Origin of the sequence: Methanoculleus receptaculi, from assembly GCF_033472595.1 — an archaeon.
GTDB lineage: Archaea > Halobacteriota > Methanomicrobia > Methanomicrobiales > Methanoculleaceae > Methanoculleus > Methanoculleus receptaculi.
This window is the reverse complement of sequence record NZ_CP137642.1, coordinates 988390-1009794: the sequence shown is the minus strand read 5'-3', so window position 1 is coordinate 1009794 and position 21405 is coordinate 988390. Positions and strand designations below refer to the sequence as shown.

The window sequence follows — 21405 nt, the reverse complement described above, 5'->3', positions numbered from 1 at the left end:
TGATCTTTATTCCTTATCTCGAACCGAATCACTCACACTTTAAATTTTTGAACGAAAATACTCAATATGGATTCCACTCCTTCACCTCAGTATATTCTGGGTATTCCCCGTACTCATACTTTTCAAACAGTTTTCCCCACCCAGTGTTGCTAAATGCCCTGATGTTCTTCATCCCTGTCCGTGGATACCAGAACCGATCATGGTAGAACCCGGACGCAAATATGAAACTCCGAAATATCGGCGAGTGGAAGAGGAGGTTGTGCAGCCAGGGTATGCTGACTGTTCCCTTTCGCAGTCGCTGATCCCACTTGATGACCAGGCTCTTTGTTGTGGTGAAACCGAAGTTGAGGTGGTCGAACTCGCTTCGATCCATACCTACGATCTCGATCTGGTCCGGGTCGCCGGTGCCAAGGCCGCGGTCGTGAGCAATCCTGATGTAATCGATCGACATCGGGTCGAAACCCATTATCTTCGCTGCCACCGCGTCGATGGCCACCTGGTCCTCGCTTGCGAGCAAAATATTGCCGATATAGGGCTCCATCGTCCGTGGACCGGCGCCGTTGCCGCAGACCGCACCATCCATGGCCGCAAAGATCCCGGTGTGGATCTCCTGCTGGATCGCGAGGAGATCCATCAGCACCTCATGGATCATCTTGTGAGCATGGTGCCGGTACTTCGGGATCAGGCCCCAAAAGGCGTTCTTTATCGCCCCTGTGGTGGTCGTGTGGCCGTGGGTCTTGACGGTTGGAAGATGGATGACGTTACTGCCAAGGAAGGTTTTTGGGATGAGGATCTCTCCAACGAGATCATTCATCGCGAGCATCTCGGCTTTCGACGAAAAAGGCACCCATTCAACGTCGGTCAGGGGCTGATACTCGACGCCGTGCCGCTTGAGAACCGGGAGCCACTTGTTGTTGTATGCACCCTTCCAGGGATGGGTGACCACGGTCTGGTTCTCGACGCAGACAACATCCTGGTAGCCATCATTTCGGAGCGTCGAGAGCACTCCATCAAGCTGCCAGGGCGGCGTGGAGCACGCAGGATAAAACAGGCTCCAGGAGAGGTTGATCTTCAGTATGGTTTCCTTATCCCGGTGAACACTGCGCTCGTAACCAGCACTGTGCATCAGGGTGCCGCAATCTTCCAGCACCGTCTTCGGGGACGTTCGTATGACACTGACGGATGACATCTAGATTCCTCCGTTTGTGATTCCAGGCGATTCCTTCTTCAGGTTATGGGAAGGAATCATCCGCCGTCGGAACGCCAGGTAAACGGCCGAGCCCAGGATGACACCGTACCATAGCGTCCCAAACCGGACAACAAGGGCAATTCCGATGGCGGATGCCGCATCAAGCCCGTATACCTGTAGAAACCCTGTGATGGTGGCCTCCGCAAGACCGATGCCACCGGGGATCATGCTCACACCACCGGCAAGCAATGCGAAACTGAAGATGAAGGTTGAAAAGGTGATGCTGAGGTACTCGTGGAAACCAATGGTAACGACATAGAGGCCGAGGCACTCACAGAACCACGCAAGTGCGTTCAGGGCTGAAAGACCAAGAAGGAGACCTGGCTTCATTATCTGCTCAAACGTCGTGTGCATTGCCCTGGCATCAGTTGCATACTTCCCCGCATGGCGCTCAAGCACACCAAGCAATCTCTCTGAGATAGAACTGGACTGAATCGCCACATAGAACCCCACGATAAGCATCAGGAGCAGTATCAACAGCGGCACACCTTCCCTGTATGAGAGAATGCCTACGGCCGAGAGCAGTATCAGGCTCAGGATATCAGTGATGCGGTCAAGGATCACCACCGGAACGGTCGTGTTCAGGCTATCCCCTGAGATATCCCGGATCAACCACCCCTTCCAGATCTCTCCGATCTTACCTGGAGTCACGGTCATCGAGAGTCCGCTGAAGAAGACAAAGATATTCTGTTTTGCCGGGAGCGAGACCCCTGCTTTCTTCAAGAAGATGTCCCATTTCAGGTAACGCAGGAGATAGCCTGTTGTTGTTAGGGCGAGCAGAACGACAAGGCATCTCCACTCAAACCCCCTGACCACCTGAACAAGCTGATTAAAGTCAGCGTAGATACCCATGAGGATGTAGACGCCGATTGCGAGAGCGATGATCAGAGCGAGTTTCTTATTCGACATAGGATCAGTCCCTTCGATCGGCAGTGGTTCAGGAGAGAAGAGCGTCTCCCGAATGTCTGGAAGTCCCGTAACCGGAGGCAATCTTCCGGGTCATCGCCGCCGATCAGGATGCCTGCGTTTCCAATCTCACCGTGGAAATGAGCGTCGCTGCCAGCGACAACCGCGAGGTCGTGTTCCAGGCCAAACTCGGTGGCAGCCTGATTGTCGGCCTGAAACACACAGCGAGCGTTGAACCCCTCAATACCATCGATTCGGGCAACATCTTCAGGCCGCGGGTGGAGAGCTGTAGAGCGCAGCCGATCAAAGGGATGTGGGAGGAGGACGAAGCCGTTCTGAGCCTTGATTGCTGAAACAACATCCTCGAATCTTCCGGGAGCGACCTCTTCTGAGAGGAAGAGCCCGATGACCTCGCCCCGATCGGTCGAGACCTCGGATCCGATGATGACCCTAAAGTCTTCGGTCTCAAACTCTTTTGCTCTGACCCCTCCGGCAATTGTATTGTGATCTGTTATGGCTACGCCGTCAAGTCCCTTCTTGGTTGCGGTCTTCACTATATCAGCTGGTTGCATGCATCCACATCGACGAGAGTAGAGCGAATGGACATGGAGATCGAATATCACAGGAACCCTCCGTAAAGGATGAAGATAAGCAGACCGGCCCAGAGGATGAGGTTGATTACCGAGGGTCTGTCCAACAGGAGTTTTTCGCAACTCCCGCCAAAGTTGTCGAGGTGCACCAGCTGCACGTAACGGAACACTCCGAAGATCGCAAACGGCAACGTAAACAGCAGCGACTCGTTTACGGAGACGCTGTACAAAGAATAGGACATCAGCAGCAGCGATACAGAGAGGTTCAGGAAGTTCTCGGTCATTGGCACCGAGTAGTCGGTGAGACACGCCCGGGAGTTATCGGCAATGATCAGTTCCTGTCTTCTCTTTCCGAATGTGAGAACGAGAGCAAACAGGAAGACACAGAGGATCAGCCATGGTGAAATCCTCACACCGATTACCACACAACCTGCCGCGGCACGGATGATAAATCCGACACCGATAATGATAGCATCGATGATGGCATAGTTCTTGAGATAGGCGGTGTAGGTAGAATTTGTGAGGAGATAGGCCAAACAGAGCAATCCAAACGCCGTGTTAATAACAAAACCCAGCACAATTGCCCCAATGATGAGGATCGTGGCGGTGGGTACTGCAATTGCGGGGGAGAGGTCACCTGCGGCAATGGGGCGATATCGCTTCTTTGGGTGAAGTTTATCGAGGTCGATATCTTTTACGTCGTTTATGATGTAAAGGGAGCCGGAGAGAATACAGAAAACCAGAAATGCAAGCAGGAGTGGAACCCATAGCCCCAGGTTGAGGAGGTTGTCTGAGAAGATTATCCCGATGAACAGGATGAGGTTTTTGTACCACTGGTGCGGGCGCATGGAGATTATGATCGATCGCAACACGCCCTTTGGCCTGTCCGCGACGGGGCATCGGCTGGAAGGGCAATTTACCCGGTCATCCCCTTCTAACCCATCAGAGGGTTGTAGTTGAGGTTGAGGTGATACCCTTGCTTCTTGTTGCTCCATCTCTCAAGCCGCCAGATCTATTATTTTTCTTCATCATCAGGTGATTCCAACCTGCACGCTTAATTGGCCATATTAGAGCCGATTACAGTTACGATAGTAGAGTGCAGTTCTGACAGGAAATGTATGTTTTAGTGTATTTGAATCCTTCGAAACCTCCTAAGACCCGAGCATCTCGTCAAAAAGTAAGAGCGATCAAAACTTGATCTCGAAACCGTCGACAGGGGAAGGGGACGTGCCGTCCCCCTCCCCCCGGCACAATCAGTATCTACCTGTAGAGCGGAAGTTATCAGTAGCGATGAAGGCAATAACCGTCGTCGGGATCGACCCCGGGCTGGAGCGGGTCGGATACGGCGTCCTGGTGAGGGATGCCCCCAACCCCGGCGCCCCCAACCCCGGCGCCGCCGCCGCCCCCAGCGCCCCCGCCTACGGCTGCATAGAGACCGCACGCGGTCTCCCTGCGGCCGAACGCATCCGCGAGGTCTATGATGCCGTCTCCGCCGTCCTGGACGAACACCGCCCCGACTGCGTCGCCGTCGAGCAGGTCTTCTTCACCCGGAACATAACCTCCGCGCTTGCCGTCAGCGAGGTCCGGGGGGTCATCCTCCTCGCCGCCGGGCAGCGCGGGATCCCCGTCGCCGAGTACACACCGAACCAGATCAAACAGGCGGTCACAGGGTCGGGCCGCGCCGGGAAACGCCAGGTCCAGGAGATGATGCGCCGGCTCCTCCGGCTGGACGAGATCCCGAGGCCGGACGATGCCGCAGACGGCCTCGCCGTCGCCCTCTGCCACATGAACATGCAGCGGTTCCCATGATAGCACACCTTGCAGGAGAACTGATAGCCGCCGGCGAGACCTGGGTGGTGATCGATGTCGGCGGCGTCGGCTACCGGGTCACCGTCACCAGGGCGGCCGCCGAGGCGCTCCGCGGGACGGAGGGCGCCGTCCGCCTCCACACCCGGATGATCGTCCGGGACGACGACATCCTGCTCTACGGGTTCCTCCACCCCGGCGAACTCGACCTCTTCGGGATCCTCATCACCGTCGCCGGGATCGGCCCCCAGACCGCCATGAACATCCTCTCCCGGACGAGCCTCGAGGAGTTCGCGGCCGCGGTCGTGAACGAGGACGAGAGAGCGCTCACCCGGATCCCCGGGATCGGCCAGAAGAGCGCGAAACGGCTGATCCTGGAGCTGAAAGAGAAGATGAAGGGATACGCCGCCGCCGGCAGGCCGCCAAAGGCCGCCGACGCCGTGAGCGCCCTCATCTCCCTCGGGTTCCCGCCGGCGGAGGCGGAGGACGCCGTCGCCGCCGTCCTCCCCGGACTGCCAGAGCCCGACGTCCAGAGCCTGATCCGCGCAGCGCTTGCAAGGCTGCGGGAGGAGTGAGACCAGCGCATGAGAGAGAGACTCACATCATCAGACCTCCTCCATAACGAGGAGGACGACCCCAAGATCCGGCCAAGAACGTTCGACGAGTTCATAGGCCAGCCGCGGGCAAGGGAGACGCTTGCCATAGCCATAGCCGCCGCAAAGAAGCGCGGCGACGCCCTCGACCACATCCTCTTCTCAGGGCCGCCGGGGCTTGGCAAGACAACGCTTGCCCATATCGTCGCAAGGGAGATGGGCGTCTCCATCCGGAGCACAAGCGGCCCCGTGCTCGAGAGGCCCGGCGACCTTGCCGCCCAGCTGACCGCCCTCAACCGCGGCGACATCCTCTTCATAGACGAGATCCACCGGCTGAACCCCGTGGTCGAGGAGATCCTCTACCCCGCGATGGAGGACTGCTCCATAGACGTCATGATCGGCGAGGGCCCCGGCGCCCGCGCCGTCCAGCTGCCGCTCGAGGAGTTCACCCTCATAGGCGCAACCACAAAGGTCGGGCTGCTCGGATCCCCCCTCCGCGACCGGTTCGGGTTCGTCTTCCGGCTGAACCTCTACGATACAGACGACCTTCTCCGGATCGTCCAGCGGAGCGCGCGCGTTATGAAGACGCCCATAACCGACGACGGCGCGGCCGAGATAGCGAGACGGAGCCGCGGAACGCCGAGGATTGCAAACCGGCTCCTCCGGCGTGTGAGGGACTACGCCCTCGTCCGGGCGGACGGCAGGATAGATGGCTCAATCGCGGATGCAGCGCTCACGATGCTCGGTGTGGACCGCCTCGGGCTCGACGAACTCGACCGCCGGATCCTCCGCGTCATAGGCGAGGACTTCGGCGGCGGCCCCGTGGGCGTCCGGACGATAGCGATCTCCGTCGGCGAGGAGGTAAGAACGGTCGAGGAGGTCTACGAGCCCTACCTTATACAGATCGGGTTCATAAAGCGGACGCCGCAGGGCCGGGAGATAACAGAGGCGGCAAGAAGGCACATAGAGGGCGGCTGAATGGAGAGGAAGTGGCTCGTCCTTGCCGCGGTGATGCTCGGGAGCGTCATGGGCCCCATCGATGCAAGCGTCGTGAACGTCGTGCTCCCTACGATCGCCGAGGTCTTTGGGACGGGGATCTCCACGGCGCAGTGGGTCCCGATGGTCTATCTCCTGATGATCAGCAGCCTGCTGCTCACATACGGCCGCCTCGGGGACATGCACGGCTACCGCGCCGTCTACCTCTCCGGCCTGGCCGGGTTTACCGCGTCATCCGCGGTCTGCGGGCTCTCAGGCAGCATCGGGATGCTGATCGCCGCCCGCGCCGTCCAGGGTGTCACCGCCGGGATGATGATGGCCGTCGGCTCGGCGATCATCGTCGACGCATTCCCGGCCTCCGAACGCGGCAGGGCGCTCGGGATCAACGCAACCAGCATAGCGATCGGGCTTGCGGTCGGCCCCACTCTGGGCGGGTTCATCGCGGCATACCTGGGCTGGCGGTTCATATTCTTCATCAACATCCCCATAGGGGTTGCAGCGCTCCTCATCGCCTCCAGGATCCTGCCGGAGGGTGAGACCCGGCCGGGCCAGAGCCTCGACATAGTCGGCGCGGGAAGCGCGTTCGTCGGCCTCTTCTCGTTCCTCCTCCTCGTCAACCGCTGGCAGGCGATGGGCCAGCCCCAGAGGCTCGGGCTCGTGGCCGTCATGGCTGCGGCCGTTCTGGTCTTTATCCGGACAGAACTGACCATCCCGCAGCCGATGCTCGACCTCAGGATCTTCTCCATCCGGACGTTCACGTTTGCAAACCTGAGCGCCATGCTCAACTTCATGTCCCAGTACGTACTCGTCTTTCTCACCCCGTTCTACCTCCAGCAGGTCATGGGCTTCACCCCGGACAGGATCGGTATGGTTATGGTCGCCTTCCCGCTGGCCGTCCTCTTTGTCGCGCCGGTGAGCGGCGCCCTCTCGGACAGGATCGGGACGCGGGCGCCAGCCGCCCTGGGCGCCGGGCTCTGCGCTCTCGCTCTCCTTCTCATGGCGCGGGGTGAGGGGCTGCTCGGCTGCCTGGCGCTCTTTGGGGTTGGCACCGGGCTATTCCAGTCGCCAAACAACAGCGCGGTCATGGGGAGCACCCCCAAAAAGTATCTTGGCATCGGCTCGGCCGTGCTCGCAACCGTCCGAAACGTCGGCATGGTGCTCGGGATCGCCGTCGGCGGCGCCGTGTTGGCCTGGAGGATGCCGGTCTACGGCGGTCTTACGGAGGCGGCGTTCCACGACGCCTACATAGTCGGCGCCGTCCTGACCGGGATCGCGGCCGTCACATCGCTCGTCCGCTACCGCTCGGAGATCGCGGGCTCTCCGCCCGCATCACCGTGAGCGTGACACCCTCCCCCAGGCCGAACCGCTCAACGTCTCCCCGGCAGAACTCCTGGAGGTCGAGCATATGCGCGAGCCCCTCCGCCGCACGGTCGATTGAGACGACGTCGAGCGGCGGCTCCAGCAGCGGCCGCGGCAGGAAGACGACGCACTTTGCCCGGCCCCGCGTGAGCGAGACGTTCAATCGGTTCCTGCTGTATATGAACTCCGCCTCGGCAAGAGCCGTCTCGACGTCACTCACGCCGTAACTGACGATCACGGCGTCCGCCTCCTGGCCCTGCATCCTATCGACGGTATCCACAAAGACCGACCGGTCGGCGGGGATGAGTGCGGCAAGCCTCTCTTTGATCGCCCCTATCTGGGCGTGGTGAGGGCTGACGATGAAGAGCCCCCGGCGCCAGAACTCCGGCGCCACGTATGGTCTCCCGGTGCCGGGGTCGATCAGGCGTTCGCGAAGCCTCGCCGCAACCCTCGCGACCAGGTCGGCCTCGACCCGGTTCTCGATCGTCGTCCTGACACCCTCGAGAACGCAGAGGACGAGCGGGTGGTCAGGGTCGATGATACGATCGAGCCAGGGTTCCTCCCCCTCCCCCGGGACGAGGTCGATCCGGCGCCGGGCAACCTCCTCCGTTGCCGGGGCATAACCCCTGCCGTAGAGCGTCTCCGCCGGGAAGAGGGATAGAGTCCGGTTCATCCGCCAGTTCTCCAGGAGCTGGCAGGTGTAGACAGGGTCATCGGGGTCGTCGCGGTGCCGGAGGTAGGCAAAGATCGAGTCCTCAAGCCCCGGCAGCCCGTCCTCCGCGGCTCCGTAACGCCCCTGGATCACCGGCGGGAGCTGGAGGTCGTCGCCGGCGAGCACGAGCCGCCCCTCCGGCGAGAGCATCGGGAGCGGCATCGCAAGGTCTGCCGGCCGCATCTGCGAGGCCTCGTCGACGACGAGGAGGTCGAGTCTGGGAAGGAACCTCTCGAGCCTCTCAAACGCGTGCACCGTTCCGCCGATCAGGAACCCGGGGCAGCCGGCAAGGTCGCCGGCGCGGTCAGCCCCGAGAACCGCGAGGCTCCGTTCCGCCCCGGGTGTCCGGACGTCCCGGAGTTTGTAGACCGGGAAGGCGGCGGCCATCCCCTGGACCTTCATGAGCAGGTTCTCGACGGCGGCGTGGGTGAACCCCGCCACCCCGACCCGGAGCGGCCGCGCCCGCATGAGCGAGAGTATGGCCGCCGCAAGGAAATGGGTCTTCCCCGTCCCGGGCGGCCCCCAGACCAGAGTCAGCCGGTTCTCCGTCATCTGCTCAAAAGCCCTCTCCTGGCTGCTCGTAAACCCGGTTCCGCCGGCCGCCGGGAGCGCCGGGAGGGGCGCAGCAAACCCGCGGGGGTCGCGGAGGAGCCGGATGAACCCGTTCTCCGGGTCGGCGTCCAGGGAGAGCAGCCTCCCGATCATCCTGGGGGCGTTGAAGTCGGTGAACCGGGGGTGGAGAACCCCGCGCTCGATCGGCGGCTGGTTTGGGGGATACCGGACCTCCAGCACAACCCCCTTAACCAGCCCGGCGTCGCGGTCGACGATGGTGTCGTGGACGCGGGCAAACGCGACCCCGGCCGCCGCGGGGCTGGCGCTGCTCCGGTAGCGCAGGTCGTCGAACTCCGGCTCCTCGCCCTCCGGAGCCAGGATGTAGCTGAACGAGCGCGAGCGTTCAAAGACCGCGAGGTCGAGGGGGTGGATGAGCCGCCAGAAGTTCCCCTCCGCCCTCTCGACCGGTATGCTGATCCCCTCGCGGATACGCACCTCCCGCGGCCTGCTCCGGAGGTCCTGGACGTATCGTGCGCCCATGAACGACTCGTACTCCGTTATGAAGAGAAGCCGGGATATCTCCGGGGTCGCGGCCTCGAAGGGGCGGGGGAACCGGAACCTCTCCGGCCAGCGTTGCAGCCGGCCGCTCACACGTTCGCGCAGCCCTTCAAGCACGCTGCCGGCGGCGAGCAGCCGGCGCGATACTTCATGGCGGATCCAGTCGAGCGCCTCCGGCCGGCTGCCGTGCCAGGCAAGCAGGATGGCGTCGGCCTTCATGGCGTTCTTCTGCTCGCTCCAGAAGAGGGGGCTGGGCGAGAGGCGGTAGGGAAACCGGGACGAGGGGATCGCATCAAGCACCTCGGGGAGACGGAGCAAGAAGGCGACTGGGAGCGCGAGCAGCCGCCGGATCTCGCGGGTGAGGACGACGAGAGGATAGGAGACAGGGGTCTGCGGGTGACTGGAGGCGGCCGCGATCCCGGCGTCCTGGTAGTAGAACCGGAGCCTGAGCGCCTCTTCTGATATGCCGGGGTCATCCATGGCGTCGTCGAGGAGCCGGGTGAAGAGAGCCTCTTCGTAGGTGTCGTAGACGTATGTCTGGAGGGATCTCTGAGCCTTCCAGTCCTGGCCGCGGTTGTAGGTCTCGACGGCCTCAAGGTCACGAAGAAGTCCGCGGACGAACTCCCGGCGGACGCGGGTGGTATCGGCGGGCTCGGCCGCGATATGGATCTCCTCGCTGGCCGGGGTGCCGTAGACCTCTCTTCCCCCTACCCGCCGGAACCCGAGGGCGTATATCAGCCCGGAGACCGGGTCGCTCTGGAGCGTCAGGATGATGGCGATATCCTCGTGGACGGGGAGGGCGTGCGATCTCGCGGGGAGGGGGACGACCTCGCCCGAAAGGAGCGCCCGGACGACCGCCTGGAGGTGTTCGCGCTCTCCGGCAAGCGAGCCGCAGCCATCCAGGTAAGGTTCGGCTTTCGGGTTGTTGAGGAACTCCGCAAGGTCGGGCAGCGTCTCGATGGGCGGCGCCGCCTCCCGGAGGTAGCGGCGTGCGGCGGTGGATAGACCGGGGATCAGCGAGACGGAGGCGGTTCTCCCGGCCTCGGCACGGCAGTGGGGGTAGAACCCGCAGGACTCGCAGCGGGGGGTGATGTGCCAGGCGAGGTCGGATGCCGGGCCGCTGAGGATCTCCGGGAGACGGTGGCGGAGGAACTCCTCGGCAACCCGGATGTTGAGGTGGAGGTCGAAGGGTTCGGGGGCGGTCTGGCCGTGGAGCCAGATGGCCGCGTGATCGCGGTCGACCAAAAGATCGAGGTCGAGGAGGTCGAGGGCGTGATCCAGGATCAGGGCGTAAAGCGTCGCCTGGATCCGGTGGCTGATGCTGAGTTCCTCGCTTGCCTTGATATCGATGACCTGCAGCCGGCCACGGTCGTCCATGAGGATCAGGTCGGGACGGCAGGGGGCGAACCGGTGCACCCGGGGGTCAAGCCCGTAGCCGCGCAGGAAGTGGACGGAGACCGGGATGGTCGTCTGGTATATCGCCTCCCCGGGGTTGAGGCGGGGGAGGAGGTTGAAGGTCTCCTCGATGGAGAAGGAGCGGTCGGTGATGCGGCCGGCGCCGTCGGGGACGAGCACCCGCCCCGCAAGCCTCTGGCGGACGACCTCCTCCTCCCAGCGGATCCCGGCCTCGAGGAGCGCCCGGGTCACGGGGCCGGTCTCGACCGCGGCCGGGGGGATACCTGCGGCATCCCGTTCCTGTTCAGGGGTTGCGTGGTATCGGAGGTATCGTTCGCAGTCGTGGTAGAAGAACCGGCCGATGAGCGAGGGGCTGAGGTTGTAGTGCGGCATGGGCTCTCTTTTCCGGGGAAAGGATCTCTCCTACCGTTTGGCCGGGAGCGGGAAAAAAATGTCTCTGCCCGGTGGTGGCGAACCAGTGGGTTGCGACGCCGCCATGGATGGGCGGAGATCCGGGGGTAGACCGGGGGATCGGGAGAAAGACTGTGGTCCAGGTGGTTGTGACGCCGCCCTGGTAAGGCGGAGATCCGGGGGCTGTATCGGGGGAGTATCGCCCTGTCTCGGCGTGTCACTGAAAACGTCTTTCCATGCGAGCAGTCGATCAACCCCCACCGCCCGCCGCTCCGCGGCCTCCTCCCGCCCCCCTCCAGAGGGGGCGGGCAGTATGGGGCGATAGCACCGGATAGCCGTGCCATGGGCGGAGAGAAGATCTTTCAGGAGTGTCAGGTGAGACCGCGAAGATACTGCCAAATCCCCCGACACTGTATCCATGGGGAATCGCCCCCGTGGGGGAGGGGCTGACGGGGAGGGGGGGTGGAACATCCCCCTCCCCTGTCTCGACGTGTCAGCGGGAACGGTTTACGTCGATCAACCCCCACCGCCCGGCCGCTACCGCGGCCTCCTCCCGCCCCCTCCAGGGGGCGGGCAGTAAATGGCGATTGGCTCGGTGGCCGTGTCCGGGGGAGCAGGAACTTTGGTGAGTTTCTCGCCTGAAACCAGCTAAAGGAGATCTCTCCCGTGGCGCTGTATCTACAGGGAATCACCCCCCCGGGGAGGGGCTGACGGGGAGGGGGATGGAACATCCCCCGCCCCTGTCGCGGCGTGTCACCCGTTGAACGGTTTACGTAGATCAACCCCCACCTCCCGGCGCGTTCCGCGCCTCCTCCCGCCCCCTCGAGGGGGGCGGGCGAGTGTCTGGCGATAGCCCCGGATAGCCGTGCTACAGTGGGAAACAGGATCTTGATGATTGATCCACCGAGACGGTGGTTGATGCTCATCCCCCCGGCACCCTATCGACGGACAATCGCCCCCGTGGGGGAGGGGCTCGCAGGGGAGGGGGATGGAACATCCCCCGCCCCTGTCTCGACGTTGTCACTGAAGACGTCTTTCCATGCGAGCAGTCGATCAACCCCCGCCTCCCGGCGCGTTCCGCGCCTCCTTCCGCCCCTGTCTCATCGTGTCACCGGGAACGTCCTTCCAGCGTCCATCCCTCCAGAGAGACGTTATCAAACCGGGGGGGGGGACGGCTACCGGTCTTATGACCTCCGGCTGCAGAGCAGAGCAGCACCATTCGATACATTTATGTATTTTTACACATATGAGTACAAAGTGAGGTGATACAACCATGCCAGGATTGGATCGAACAGGCCCTCTCGGCCGCGGCCCTATGACCGGCGGCCGCCGGGGGCGGTGTGTTCTGCCGCTTGAACCGGAGGAGAAAGAAGGTTCCGCGCCGGTGCTTCGCGGCGTCGGCCGGGGCGGCATCCCGTGGGGCTGCGGCCGCGGTTTCCGCCGCGGCGGCCGCCGGTGGTAACGACCCCTGCCGGAGCGAAGGCACTATCTGCACGAAAGACCGACTTCTATTCCAGGATCGGCAGCATGAACGAGAGAGAACCCGGTGGGGGTTGCGGCCGGCGCCGCCAGCGCGGCCGGCCCCGTGCCCCCCGGAGGATCAGAAACCAGGGGGCGTTCCGGTGTTTCGGCCCTCTCTGCGGCAGCGGCAGCGAGTTTGTCGTCATCCTCCCCGAAGAGGTAGAGGCGCTGCGTCTCGTCGACCTCCAGGGGCTTGAGCAGGAGGAGGCCGCCGCTGTCCTCGGCGTCTCCCGAAAGACCCTCTGGCGCGACCTCCATCAGGCGCGGGAAAAGGTCGCCGACGCCCTTGTGCACGGCAAGACAATCCGGATCGCCGGGTGCAACCGTCCGCGGGAGGGAGGATGCCCGGAGGACGGGGACTTCTCCGATCAGCCGCCGCGGTGACCGGTAAGGGCAAACGCTCATCGAGAGCATGAAGCCCCGCCGGATCAATCGTGAACTACCCAAAGCCCACCGGCCGCCCCCCACTGCGGCGTTCCCCATAGCGCAGAGCGCGGCCGGCACCGGTTCCGGGTGTCACGATGGGTGGTTTTACTTTCTTCCGCGCATATGTGTATTATATGAAAAGAGATATCACGAGGATAGCGATTGCACAGGACGGAAACAGTGTCTCCGAACACTTCGGGCACTGCCAGAGCTACGCAATATTTGACGTCGAGGACTCGATCATATATCGCAGAGACGATCTCCCGAACCCCGGCCACGAACCCGGGCGGCTCCCGGTATTCCTCGCAGAGCACGGCGTCAGCCTGGTCATCGCCGGCGGCATGGGCCCCCGGGCCATCGAGATCTTTTCGGAGAACGGCATCGACGTTCTCATCGGCATCGGCGGAAACGTTGACTACGTCGCACAGGACTACATCGCAGGCCGTCTCTCACCGGGCAAGAGTTCCTGCCACCACGAGGACGACGGCCATATGAGCAAAGAACACCAGATGAGCGTATAACCATGATAGTTGGCATAACAGCGCGTGCACCAAGCACGTCCGCCCCGGTCGAACAGCGGTTCGGCCGGGCGCCTTACTTCGTCTTCGTCGACACGGAGACGGGAAAGGCCGAATCGGTTGAGAATCCCCTCGTCGACGCTGCCGGCGGGGTCGGCCCCCGGGCCGTCCAGATGTTTTCGGAGCACGGCGCAACGGTGGTCATAACCGGCCAGGTCGGCGGGAACGCCGCCCGGGCGCTTGGAATGGGGGGGATCAAGGCCTACGCCTACCGCGGAACCGGCAGCGTGGCCGATGCACTTGCGGAGTATACCGCCGGAAACCTCCAGCCGATCCCCCTTTGAAGTGGAACCCAGCATGAAGATCGCGATTGCAAGCGGCAAGGGTGGCACCGGGAAGAGCACCGTGGCGGCAAACCTCGGCTTCACGCTTGCCCTCTCCCGCGAGGTCGCGCTCGTCGACTGCGATGTCGAGGAGCCGAACCTCCACCTCTTCTTCCCGGCGCCGGCGACAGACGTGCCGGTGACGACCCCGATCCCAAAGATCGATCCCGACCGCTGCACCCTCTGCGGTGAGTGCGGGAAGTTCTGCCGGTTCGGGGCGCTCTCCGTCTTAAAAGACCGCGTCCTCGTCTTCCCGGAACTCTGCCACTCCTGCGGGGGCTGCACCCTTGTCTGCCCGCAGGGAGCGATCGAGGAGATCCCGCGCACAATCGGCCGTGTCGCGTGCTCCAGCCCGATCCCCCGCCTCACCCTGGTGAGCGGCGTCTTGAACGAGGGCGAGGTGCAGGCCCCGGCGGTCATCAGGGCGGCAAAGGCGCTCTCAAAGGCGCACCCGCTCACCCTGTATGACGCCTCACCCGGGACGGCCTGCCCTGTGATCGAGACCATTGAGGGGAGCGATGCCTGCATCCTGGTGACGGAATCGACACCGTTTGGACTGCACGACCTCCGCCTCGCGGCCGAGGTGGTGGAGCGGATCGGCATCGGCGCCGGCGTCGTGATCAACCGCAGCGACGGCCAGGACAAGGAGACCCTCGACTTCTGTCGGGACCGCGGCCTCCCCGTCCTCATGACCATCCCGTTCTCCCGCGAGATCGCCGCCGTCCAGAACCGGGGCGGGCTCATATGCCGCGACCTTCCGGGGTGGGAGGAACGGTTCCTGGCACTCTTTGATGGGATCGGGGGGGTGGTCGCGTGATCCGGCTCGCCGTCGTCAGCGGCAAGGGCGGCACCGGAAAGACGATGGTGGCGGCCGCGCTTGCAGATATCAGCGGGGTGCCGCAGGTCCTCGCCGACTGCGACGTCGACGCCGCGAACCTGGAACTCCTCTTCGAACCCCGGCAGATCACGACGGAAGAGTTCCTGGGGCTCGAAGCGGCCCGGATCGACCCGGCCGTCTGCCGCGACTGCGGCATCTGCGCCGACCACTGCCGGTTCGGGGCAATCGTGCGCCGAAACGATGCCTGGGAGGTTGACCCTCTGCACTGCGAGGGCTGCGCTGTCTGCGCCTACGTCTGCCCCACGGGTGCGGCCCGGATGGAGCCCCGCCCCACCGGCGAGATCTACACATCGGTGACAGACCGCGGCAGCCTCGCCCACGCCAGGCTCTTCCCGGGCTCCGGGAACTCGGGGCTGCTCGTCACCGAGGTGAGGAAGCGGGCGACGAGCCTCGCGGACGGCGCCGACCTGCTGCTCGCCGACGGCCCGCCGGGGATAGGCTGCCCGCTGATCGCGACGATCGGCGGCGTGGATGCGGTTCTCATCGTCACGGAGCCGGGTGTCTCGGCGCTCCACGACCTCGAGCGACTGGTGACGGTCTGCCGTCGGTTCGACGTCAGGATATTCGCCGCGATCAACCGGTTCGACCTTGCGGAGGATATATGCGCCAGGATCGAGGACTACTGCAGGAGAGAGGAGATCGTTGTGGCGGGAGAGATACCGTTCGATCCCCTGGTGATCGATGCCGTCCGGAACGGCCGCCCCGTGACCCGGGGCGCCTCCCCGGCAGCGGCCGCCATTCGGGCGCTCCGGAACACCCTTTTTGCCGAACTCGGTCTCTCCTGAGCCAGCGGCGCGTGGGGGGAAAAGAGGGTTTATCCCCGGTTTCAGAACCGGGGTTTTCTGTGTTTCGGGAGGCAGTCCTGGCAGTAGACAGGTCTGCCTTCGGTCGGCTTGAAGGGAACCTCGCACTCCTTTCCGCAGTCCGAACAGATGGCCTTAGTCATTTCGCGGGGGCCGCCGAAGTTCCTGTTTCCTCCCTTGTGAACTACCACGCGCCTCTCGGGCGGGGTAGTTCACTATATTGAACTATCATTCAATATATTGTATGTTCGGGGAGTTCGAGAAGTTCGTCGGGTTCCGGGTCCTCGCCTGGTTCCTCACCCACCCGACAGGCGAGATCCACATCAATAAACTCGCCCGGGAGATCGGGGTCAGTCCGGGAAGCGTCAAAGCGTATGCCGATGCCTTCGAGCGCGACGGGTTGCTCACCGCCACGCGCCTCGGCACGGCCCGGATCCTCTCCCTCGACAACGACTCCTTTGCCGCCCGGGAGTTGAAGCGGGCCTGCATGACCCTCCTCCTTGCCCGGGCTGGCATCGAGGAGCTCGCGCCCGAAAGCATCGCGGTCGCAGTCTACGGAAGCACCGCGGCGGGAACCTTTGATGAGCAGAGTGACATCGACATCCTGGTCATCGGCGACGAGAGCCAGGTCGATCACAACCGGGTGGCGGTACTGGAGGCGGAGACCGATCGAGAGGTGCAGTTGACGGTCGTCCCCTACTACCGGTGGGAGCGGATGAAAGAGGAGGGCGACCCGTTTGTCACGAGCGTCCTGCAAAACCACATTCTTGTTACAGGGGCTGCGCTATGAGATGGCGGGAGTATAATTATATACCTATCTTAATGCGAAGAGAACTGGTCGTGCCTACCTACACTGTGACTTGGTGGTGCTCAACCCCTAACGTATGAACTTCCCATTGTACTGAGTATCTGTACAATTACTCCCCAGGGTGGTGAAGAGATCCATGCTTACTTCCCTCCTCACCGCCACCACCCCGGCGCTGATCGTCGAGACCCGCCGCTCCAGCGCCCGGAGCCGGGTCTCAAAATCCTCAAGCGCACCTCCATTCGCGCGAGCGTCTTACAGATCCACTTCACGTCCCGGTTCGTCTCGTAAAACCGAGCTCCCGGGTGGTCTTCTCCTCGGTCATCAAGGTAGCCCTCCTGGAGGACAGTGGGACGTCCGAGAGAAAAAGCCTGACCGTAAGGATTATGTGCAGGAAAAATGGGCGGAGCGTTGCGCGTCTGGTCAGAAAGCCACCGGGCCTCCCGGGCCTCATCCCATGAGTTCAACCTCGCCCGCCGCGAGAGGCCGGCAGCAAAGCCTGCCGCTATGGAACTCTCTCATCACGGCATCGATCTTCCGGGAAACTTCCGCGCTGTAGTATGCCTCGCCGCACCGATCGCAGACGTATGCCGGGACGTCCCTGATGACAATGATCTCATCCCCCACCCGTGCCATGAACTCGGTCTTTCCTTCCTGCAGGGTTCCTTTACAGAGGGTACATCTCTCTGGAATCATTTCTTCTCTCTCCTTGTTCGCGCATCGATCCAGTGTTCGTCATCCGGCATGTAGGCGGTGATGACCCTGAGATGGTCATCGCAGATCCCGAGTACTACATGATACGCGTGGTCACCTATAAAGCCGAGCATGAGTGCTGAGGGACAGGGCTCGTCATCAGGATATGATTCGATAATTTCACCGGTCCTGATCGCTAAAAAAAGGTCGTCGGTGGAGATGTTACGCCCAAACATTCTGACCCGGGCATGATAGGAGATGATGACCGAATCTTGATCTACCAACCCGACGATCCTGGTTCTGCTGCGATTCACGTCTCTTCTTCCTTTGTGAATCACTTCTCTCCCCCGCACACAAAAACATTCCCTGCTGGCAACCTGCTATGAGGGCCGACCCCATGGCCTGCACTTATTTTGTGGCCTTTTTTCGCCCGATCTCCGCTCCCTATTCCCCGATAATGTCAGGCTGATATCCCCTCCTGTCCACCCCTATAGTTGTCTGTCATATTCCCGGGAAGCCTGGCAGGCAAAAAGGAGAAAAAACCCATTGCAGACTTCGTGCAGAAGACCGTGAACAAGACGGCGGTCCGGGAACTCACGACCCCGATCGCCACCGTAACGTCGTTTAACACCCTCGTCGAGGGCGTCATCAACGAAAACCCCTTCGGGTGCGTCGGGTACACCACCCGCGACGGCGAAACCATCGACCCGATCGTCCGGAACCGCGTATTGCACGTTCGTTCACGGTGATCTACAATATCGATCCGGACGACGACCTCGTCTATATCACCCACATCATGTCCATCGAAGAAGCACATCGGAGATCCGGACGAATTTGAACCGTACGAGGCAATTTCTCCACTCTTGCTGAGATAGGCATAATTGTAATGAAGCGGGAGGGGAGGGTGCGGAAATACCCACTCAATCCGTCATTGCGGACGAGGCCGTCGTGAAACGCCTGCAAGAACTGGAGAAGCCGTATGATCAGGCAGGCTCTCGGGGATACGCCCCGGATCACCGCCAAGGACCGCGATGAGATCTATGCCGCACTCTCGGACAAAAGCCATACAAAACTTGCAAGCGTGGTCCGCCCCTTTATCCCGCCGAACGCCTCCCCCGCCGATGAGTTCATCAAATGTATCCCGATGGGCGGCATACGGAGGAAGAACAACATTTCACGCATTCTCCAGGGCACTGCGACCGTGCTCACCTTTGTCCTGGCAGAGATCGAAGATGGCCTCGGCCAGCGTCTCATGGAAGAGGAATGCACCTGGAAACGGGAAGGCCTCGTGCAGATCACGGAAACAGGATGTGAACTACCCCGCCCGAGAGGCGCGGGGTAGCTCACTGAAATACTACAAGAGGTTATATGTTGTTCTCGTGAAGGTGTAATACGATGACAACATCTCATACAACGAATAACCGATATCGGAGTGTCCGGATGAGGGGGTCCACCAGCATGGGATTGACCGTCATGGAAAGGTGGTCCTTAGAAGCCTCCATCAAGAAGAATCAGAAGGCACTGGAACTCCTCGGCCGGCACTAAATGAGGCCGTCCAATCTCCTTGTATTTTTGCGGATCCATTCTTCGACCTCTTCCCGGGTATATGTGGCATTGCCCTCGGCATCCAGACTCGCAAGAGTTACCATGAACCGATCCGCTTCATCGCCCTCAACATCAAAGGCAAACCCATTTGCGCGTAATATGAGAACATGTATAGGCTGTTCTTTTATTACCCTGCCAGAAGGCATGCTCTGAGGCCAGGAAGTAAAACCCCGGGACCGTCTGCAGGAATCGGGCAAGAAGCGTTGTCTTTCCCACGCGTCGCCGCCCGTACAGGATCAGGCACTCCGGAACCGGTGAACGATACCGATCGGTAAGGAACTGCAGTTCACCTGCCCGGTCTACGAAGAGATGTTGATTCTTAAGTATACTACTTTATAGTCAACAATCACTTAAGGTGACCGGTAAGCGCCGGAGATTCGGACATGACCGCTACATGGATGGATTTCCCCCTACCGTTTGACGGCCACATGCCCGTAACCGGGCGGTATGAGGATGCCCTCCCCCGCGAGGCTCGGGTTAATCGATGCCCGGGGGGCAGGGGCGGGTGTCCCCCCTCCCAGCAGGGGCTTTTAGAACAAACTCGATCAGAGCCGTACCGTTTTCGGGATAGGTTCCGCTCTCCGGAGGGTGTGGCCTTGCGGGAATGGCGAAGCACTGGCCCGGGCTCGAGTCATCACCGCTTACACGATGCGACGAACACCGGATCGATTCACGGAACCTGGAGGAGGAATGATTCTGGAGAAGTATCCGACGATGGGTGGCGCCGTCTCATAATACCTCTCCCGCTCACCAGCAGATCCCCTCTTTGCCGTCACAGGAGAGGATCCGGCGCCCCTCGATGACGACCCGGGACCTCATCAGGTCGAACTCCCCGTTGAGGGCGGAGAACTCCGGCCACTCCGTCATCACCAGGCAGGCGTCGGCGACCGAGGCGGCGTAGCCGATCCCGGGAAAGACCTGTCGCATTGAAGGTACGGCAAGCGGGTCGTAGGCGGCGACCGGGATCGCCCGGGACTCCCGGATGTCGTCGGTGTTATCCTTGAAGGCGAGGCCGAGGACGGCGACCCGCTTCCCCGAAAGATCGCCGATCTTCTCCTCGAGCAGCCGCACCATGCGCAGCGGCTGGCTGTCGTTGACGTCGAGCACCGACCGGAGGAGTGCGGGCTCTTCCCCGAGTCCTTCCGCGAGGCTGACGAGGGCCGCGACGTCTTTTGGGAAGCAGCTCCCCCCGAACCCGGCGCCGGCGGCGAGACCCGGTGGTCCATCCCGACGCCCTCCATCACCTCGTAGACATCGATCCCGAGGCGTTTGCAGACGTTTCCCACCTCGTTTGCAAACGAGATCTTCGTCGCGAGGAGGGCGTTCGAGGCGTACTTGATCATCTCCGCGGCGGTGAGCCCGCACCGTACCACCGGGGCCGAAATCCCCTGGTAGGCGGCGGCGACGGCGTCCCCGGAGCGGCCGTCCCTGCTCCCGATCACGATCCGGTCCGGGTGCAGGAAGTCCTCGACCGCAAGACCCTCGCGGAGAAACTCCGGGTTCATCGCAAACCCGATCTCGTCGCGGGCACGACGAGGCCCGCGGTCGTCCCCGGCGGTACGGTGCTCTTCACCACGACGGTGTGCGAGCCGTTCCCGCTGCAAAGGGCCTCCCCGATCGACCGGCTTGCGGCGACGACCATCGAGAGATCGGCGCTCCCGGCGGGGTGCCGACGCAGACAAACGAGAGATCCGCGCCGGAGACCGGATCATAATCCGTCCCCGCGAAGAGCCGCTTGCCGGCATGCCGCTCGAGGAGCGCATCGAGCCCCCGCTCGTGGATCGGAGCGCGTCTGGCGTTGATCGCCGCCGCCTTCCCCGCATCGATCTCGACGATGTCGACGGTGTGCTCGAGTTAGGCGAAGCAGGCCCCCGTGACCAGGCCGACGTAGCCCCCGCCGACGACAGTTATCCGCATCTTCCTGTAATCCTCCGGTTCGTTACGTCAGAATTGGGCTTTGGGATGGTTAAAGATATCCGGTTGGAGAGAGGGCTCTGCCGCATTTTCAAAGGTGCGTAACGCTACCCCGAAGATGAATGACAACGACGTGCTACAGGAGCGCCCGGAACTCGTCGACGGTGATCCCGGACTGGAAAAGAATCGCCTGAAGCGTCTTTGGCGCAAGGATCTTTTTAGAGTGCACGGGAACGGTGACGATGACGTCACGTTGCGCATGATAGAGATAGTGATGGCTGCCCCGGATGCCAACCACCTCAAAACCGGCTCTCTTGAGAGCACCGACCACCGTCTCCCCGGTGGTTCTCGGGAGTTTCATGTCCCCGCGTTGCTTGTATTCAGGGGTACGGATACTTCAACCGGAATGGGTTTGCCGAGTTTCCTGGCTACCTCGATATACCCCGCGATCGCCTCCTCGATGTGTGCCAGCGCCTCTTCCCAGGTAGACCCCTCGCTGATGCACCCCGGGAGGGACGGCACCGTTACGGTATACCCTCCCTCCTCATTCTGCTCCATAAGGACCGTGTAGCGGAGACGAGTATCTGACAGTTGATCCCCTCCACTGGAGAGTTATCTATGACACTATATAGGGGTTCCGTGGATCGTCTCCTGCACGAGGCCACGGGACTAAGGGCGCAACTCCGGGCTGCCGATCCATATCCCAGCACCG

24 protein-coding genes and 1 pseudogene are annotated in these 21405 nt (G+C 62.1%); 13 read left to right on the top strand and 12 right to left on the bottom strand.

The features are described from left to right. Positions 1 to 61: 61 nt before the first annotated feature. Genes R6Y96_RS05330 through R6Y96_RS05315 form a run of 4 tightly spaced genes read right to left on the bottom strand, consistent with a single transcriptional unit; the run spans position 62 to position 3593 of the window. Positions 62 to 1189, bottom strand: a complete 1128-nt coding sequence (locus R6Y96_RS05330; protein ID WP_318620148.1) for a DUF362 domain-containing protein — start codon at positions 1187 to 1189, stop codon at positions 62 to 64. After that, the gene (locus R6Y96_RS05325) at positions 1190 to 2158 is read right to left on the bottom strand and encodes a lysylphosphatidylglycerol synthase transmembrane domain-containing protein (protein ID WP_318620147.1); all 969 of its coding nucleotides are present in this window, start codon (positions 2156 to 2158) and stop codon (positions 1190 to 1192) included. Beyond that, a complete protein-coding gene (locus tag R6Y96_RS05320) occupies positions 2134 to 2778 on the bottom strand; it encodes a PHP domain-containing protein (RefSeq protein ID WP_318620146.1) in 645 nt (214 codons plus the stop codon). The genes R6Y96_RS05325 and R6Y96_RS05320 overlap by 25 nt, the downstream gene beginning before the upstream one ends. After that, positions 2775 to 3593, bottom strand: a complete 819-nt coding sequence (locus R6Y96_RS05315; protein ID WP_318620144.1) for a decaprenyl-phosphate phosphoribosyltransferase — start codon at positions 3591 to 3593, stop codon at positions 2775 to 2777. The genes R6Y96_RS05320 and R6Y96_RS05315 overlap by 4 nt, the downstream gene beginning before the upstream one ends. Positions 3594 to 4035: 442 nt before the next feature. On the opposite strand from R6Y96_RS05315, the gene ruvC reads away from it, so the two are divergent. The 4 genes from ruvC to R6Y96_RS05295 are packed head-to-tail and all read left to right on the top strand — an operon-like array spanning position 4036 to position 7478. After that, positions 4036 to 4554, top strand: coding sequence for a crossover junction endodeoxyribonuclease RuvC (gene ruvC, locus R6Y96_RS05310; RefSeq protein ID WP_318620142.1), 519 nt, complete (start codon positions 4036 to 4038; stop codon positions 4552 to 4554). Beyond that, the gene (gene ruvA, locus R6Y96_RS05305) at positions 4551 to 5126 is read left to right on the top strand and encodes a Holliday junction branch migration protein RuvA (RefSeq protein WP_214022091.1); all 576 of its coding nucleotides are present in this window, start codon (positions 4551 to 4553) and stop codon (positions 5124 to 5126) included. Before ruvC ends, ruvA begins: the two co-directional genes overlap by 4 nt. 9 nt (positions 5127 to 5135) lie before the next feature. Next, positions 5136 to 6122, top strand: a complete 987-nt coding sequence (ruvB, locus tag R6Y96_RS05300) for a Holliday junction branch migration DNA helicase RuvB (protein ID WP_318620140.1) — start codon at positions 5136 to 5138, stop codon at positions 6120 to 6122. Beyond that, a complete protein-coding gene (locus tag R6Y96_RS05295) occupies positions 6123 to 7478 on the top strand; it encodes an MFS transporter (protein WP_318620139.1) in 1356 nt (451 codons plus the stop codon). It abuts the gene before it with no gap. On the opposite strand, the gene R6Y96_RS05290 is transcribed toward R6Y96_RS05295, so the two are convergent. Continuing rightward, positions 7420 to 11109 (bottom strand): bifunctional RecB family nuclease/DEAD/DEAH box helicase, encoded by a 3690-nt coding sequence (locus R6Y96_RS05290; protein WP_318620138.1) that lies wholly within the window; start codon positions 11107 to 11109, stop codon positions 7420 to 7422. The two genes, R6Y96_RS05295 and R6Y96_RS05290, sit on opposite strands and share 59 nt — an antisense overlap. Before the next feature lie 1291 nt (positions 11110 to 12400). Between R6Y96_RS05290 and R6Y96_RS05285 the strand changes: the two genes are divergently transcribed. The 6 genes from R6Y96_RS05285 to R6Y96_RS05260 all read left to right on the top strand — a co-directional run bounded on the left by R6Y96_RS05285 (position 12401) and on the right by R6Y96_RS05260 (position 15658). Then, on the top strand, positions 12401 to 12589 hold the full coding sequence (locus R6Y96_RS05285; protein WP_318620137.1) for a DUF5320 domain-containing protein: 189 nt from the start codon (positions 12401 to 12403) through the stop codon (positions 12587 to 12589). Then, entirely contained in the window at positions 12583 to 13032 is a 450-nt protein-coding gene (locus R6Y96_RS05280) for a DUF134 domain-containing protein (RefSeq protein WP_404810309.1), read from the top strand. The genes R6Y96_RS05285 and R6Y96_RS05280 overlap by 7 nt, the downstream gene beginning before the upstream one ends. A gap of 176 nt (positions 13033 to 13208) precedes the next feature. Next, positions 13209 to 13595 (top strand): NifB/NifX family molybdenum-iron cluster-binding protein, encoded by a 387-nt coding sequence (locus tag R6Y96_RS05275; protein ID WP_318620136.1) that lies wholly within the window; start codon positions 13209 to 13211, stop codon positions 13593 to 13595. A 2-nt stretch (positions 13596 to 13597) separates the two neighbouring features. Continuing rightward, entirely contained in the window at positions 13598 to 13936 is a 339-nt protein-coding gene (locus R6Y96_RS05270) for a NifB/NifX family molybdenum-iron cluster-binding protein (RefSeq protein ID WP_318620135.1), read from the top strand. Positions 13937 to 13949: 13 nt separating this feature from the next. Beyond that, positions 13950 to 14792: an ATP-binding protein gene (locus R6Y96_RS05265; RefSeq protein WP_318620133.1), complete on the top strand. Its 843-nt coding sequence runs from the start codon at positions 13950 to 13952 to the stop codon at positions 14790 to 14792. Continuing rightward, the gene (locus R6Y96_RS05260) at positions 14789 to 15658 is read left to right on the top strand and encodes an ATP-binding protein (protein ID WP_318620132.1); all 870 of its coding nucleotides are present in this window, start codon (positions 14789 to 14791) and stop codon (positions 15656 to 15658) included. The genes R6Y96_RS05265 and R6Y96_RS05260 overlap by 4 nt, the downstream gene beginning before the upstream one ends. A 41-nt stretch (positions 15659 to 15699) precedes the next feature. Here the strand turns inward: R6Y96_RS05260 and R6Y96_RS05255 are convergent, their stop codons facing one another. After that, positions 15700 to 15867: a CxxC-x17-CxxC domain-containing protein gene (locus tag R6Y96_RS05255; RefSeq protein WP_404810308.1), complete on the bottom strand. Its 168-nt coding sequence runs from the start codon at positions 15865 to 15867 to the stop codon at positions 15700 to 15702. A gap of 53 nt (positions 15868 to 15920) precedes the next feature. Here R6Y96_RS05255 and R6Y96_RS05250 point away from each other — a divergent pair, with 53 nt between their 5' ends. Further along, a complete protein-coding gene (locus tag R6Y96_RS05250) occupies positions 15921 to 16466 on the top strand; it encodes a nucleotidyltransferase domain-containing protein (RefSeq protein WP_318620129.1) in 546 nt (181 codons plus the stop codon). Between the two features lie 465 nt (positions 16467 to 16931). On the opposite strand, the gene R6Y96_RS05245 is transcribed toward R6Y96_RS05250, so the two are convergent. Further along, positions 16932 to 17177, bottom strand: a complete 246-nt coding sequence (locus tag R6Y96_RS05245; RefSeq protein ID WP_214021974.1) for a type II toxin-antitoxin system MqsA family antitoxin — start codon at positions 17175 to 17177, stop codon at positions 16932 to 16934. Next, entirely contained in the window at positions 17174 to 17527 is a 354-nt protein-coding gene (locus R6Y96_RS05240) for a DUF4258 domain-containing protein (RefSeq protein WP_318620126.1), read from the bottom strand. Before R6Y96_RS05240 ends, R6Y96_RS05245 begins: the two co-directional genes overlap by 4 nt. Before the next feature lie 141 nt (positions 17528 to 17668). Here R6Y96_RS05240 and R6Y96_RS05235 point away from each other — a divergent pair, with 141 nt between their 5' ends. Both R6Y96_RS05235 and R6Y96_RS05230 read left to right on the top strand, forming a co-directional pair. Further along, the gene (locus R6Y96_RS05235; RefSeq protein WP_318620124.1) at positions 17669 to 17923 is read left to right on the top strand and encodes a hypothetical protein; all 255 of its coding nucleotides are present in this window, start codon (positions 17669 to 17671) and stop codon (positions 17921 to 17923) included. Between the two features lie 230 nt (positions 17924 to 18153). Next, positions 18154 to 18516, top strand: a complete 363-nt coding sequence (locus R6Y96_RS05230; RefSeq protein ID WP_318620123.1) for a hypothetical protein — start codon at positions 18154 to 18156, stop codon at positions 18514 to 18516. A 1010-nt stretch (positions 18517 to 19526) separates the two neighbouring features. On the opposite strand, the gene R6Y96_RS05225 is transcribed toward R6Y96_RS05230, so the two are convergent. The 4 genes and pseudogenes from R6Y96_RS05225 to R6Y96_RS05210 all read right to left on the bottom strand — a co-directional run bounded on the left by R6Y96_RS05225 (position 19527) and on the right by R6Y96_RS05210 (position 21251). Continuing rightward, entirely contained in the window at positions 19527 to 19886 is a 360-nt protein-coding gene (locus R6Y96_RS05225; protein WP_318622454.1) for a UDP binding domain-containing protein, read from the bottom strand. 42 nt (positions 19887 to 19928) lie between these two features. Further along, positions 19929 to 20582, bottom strand: a pseudogene (locus R6Y96_RS10395) (nucleotide sugar dehydrogenase); the annotation flags it as partial. Between the two features lie 247 nt (positions 20583 to 20829). Beyond that, entirely contained in the window at positions 20830 to 21054 is a 225-nt protein-coding gene (locus tag R6Y96_RS05215) for a type II toxin-antitoxin system HicA family toxin (protein ID WP_318622453.1), read from the bottom strand. Then, positions 21051 to 21251, bottom strand: a complete 201-nt coding sequence (locus R6Y96_RS05210; protein WP_404810328.1) for a type II toxin-antitoxin system HicB family antitoxin — start codon at positions 21249 to 21251, stop codon at positions 21051 to 21053. Before R6Y96_RS05210 ends, R6Y96_RS05215 begins: the two co-directional genes overlap by 4 nt. Between the last annotated feature and the right edge of the window lie 154 nt (positions 21252 to 21405).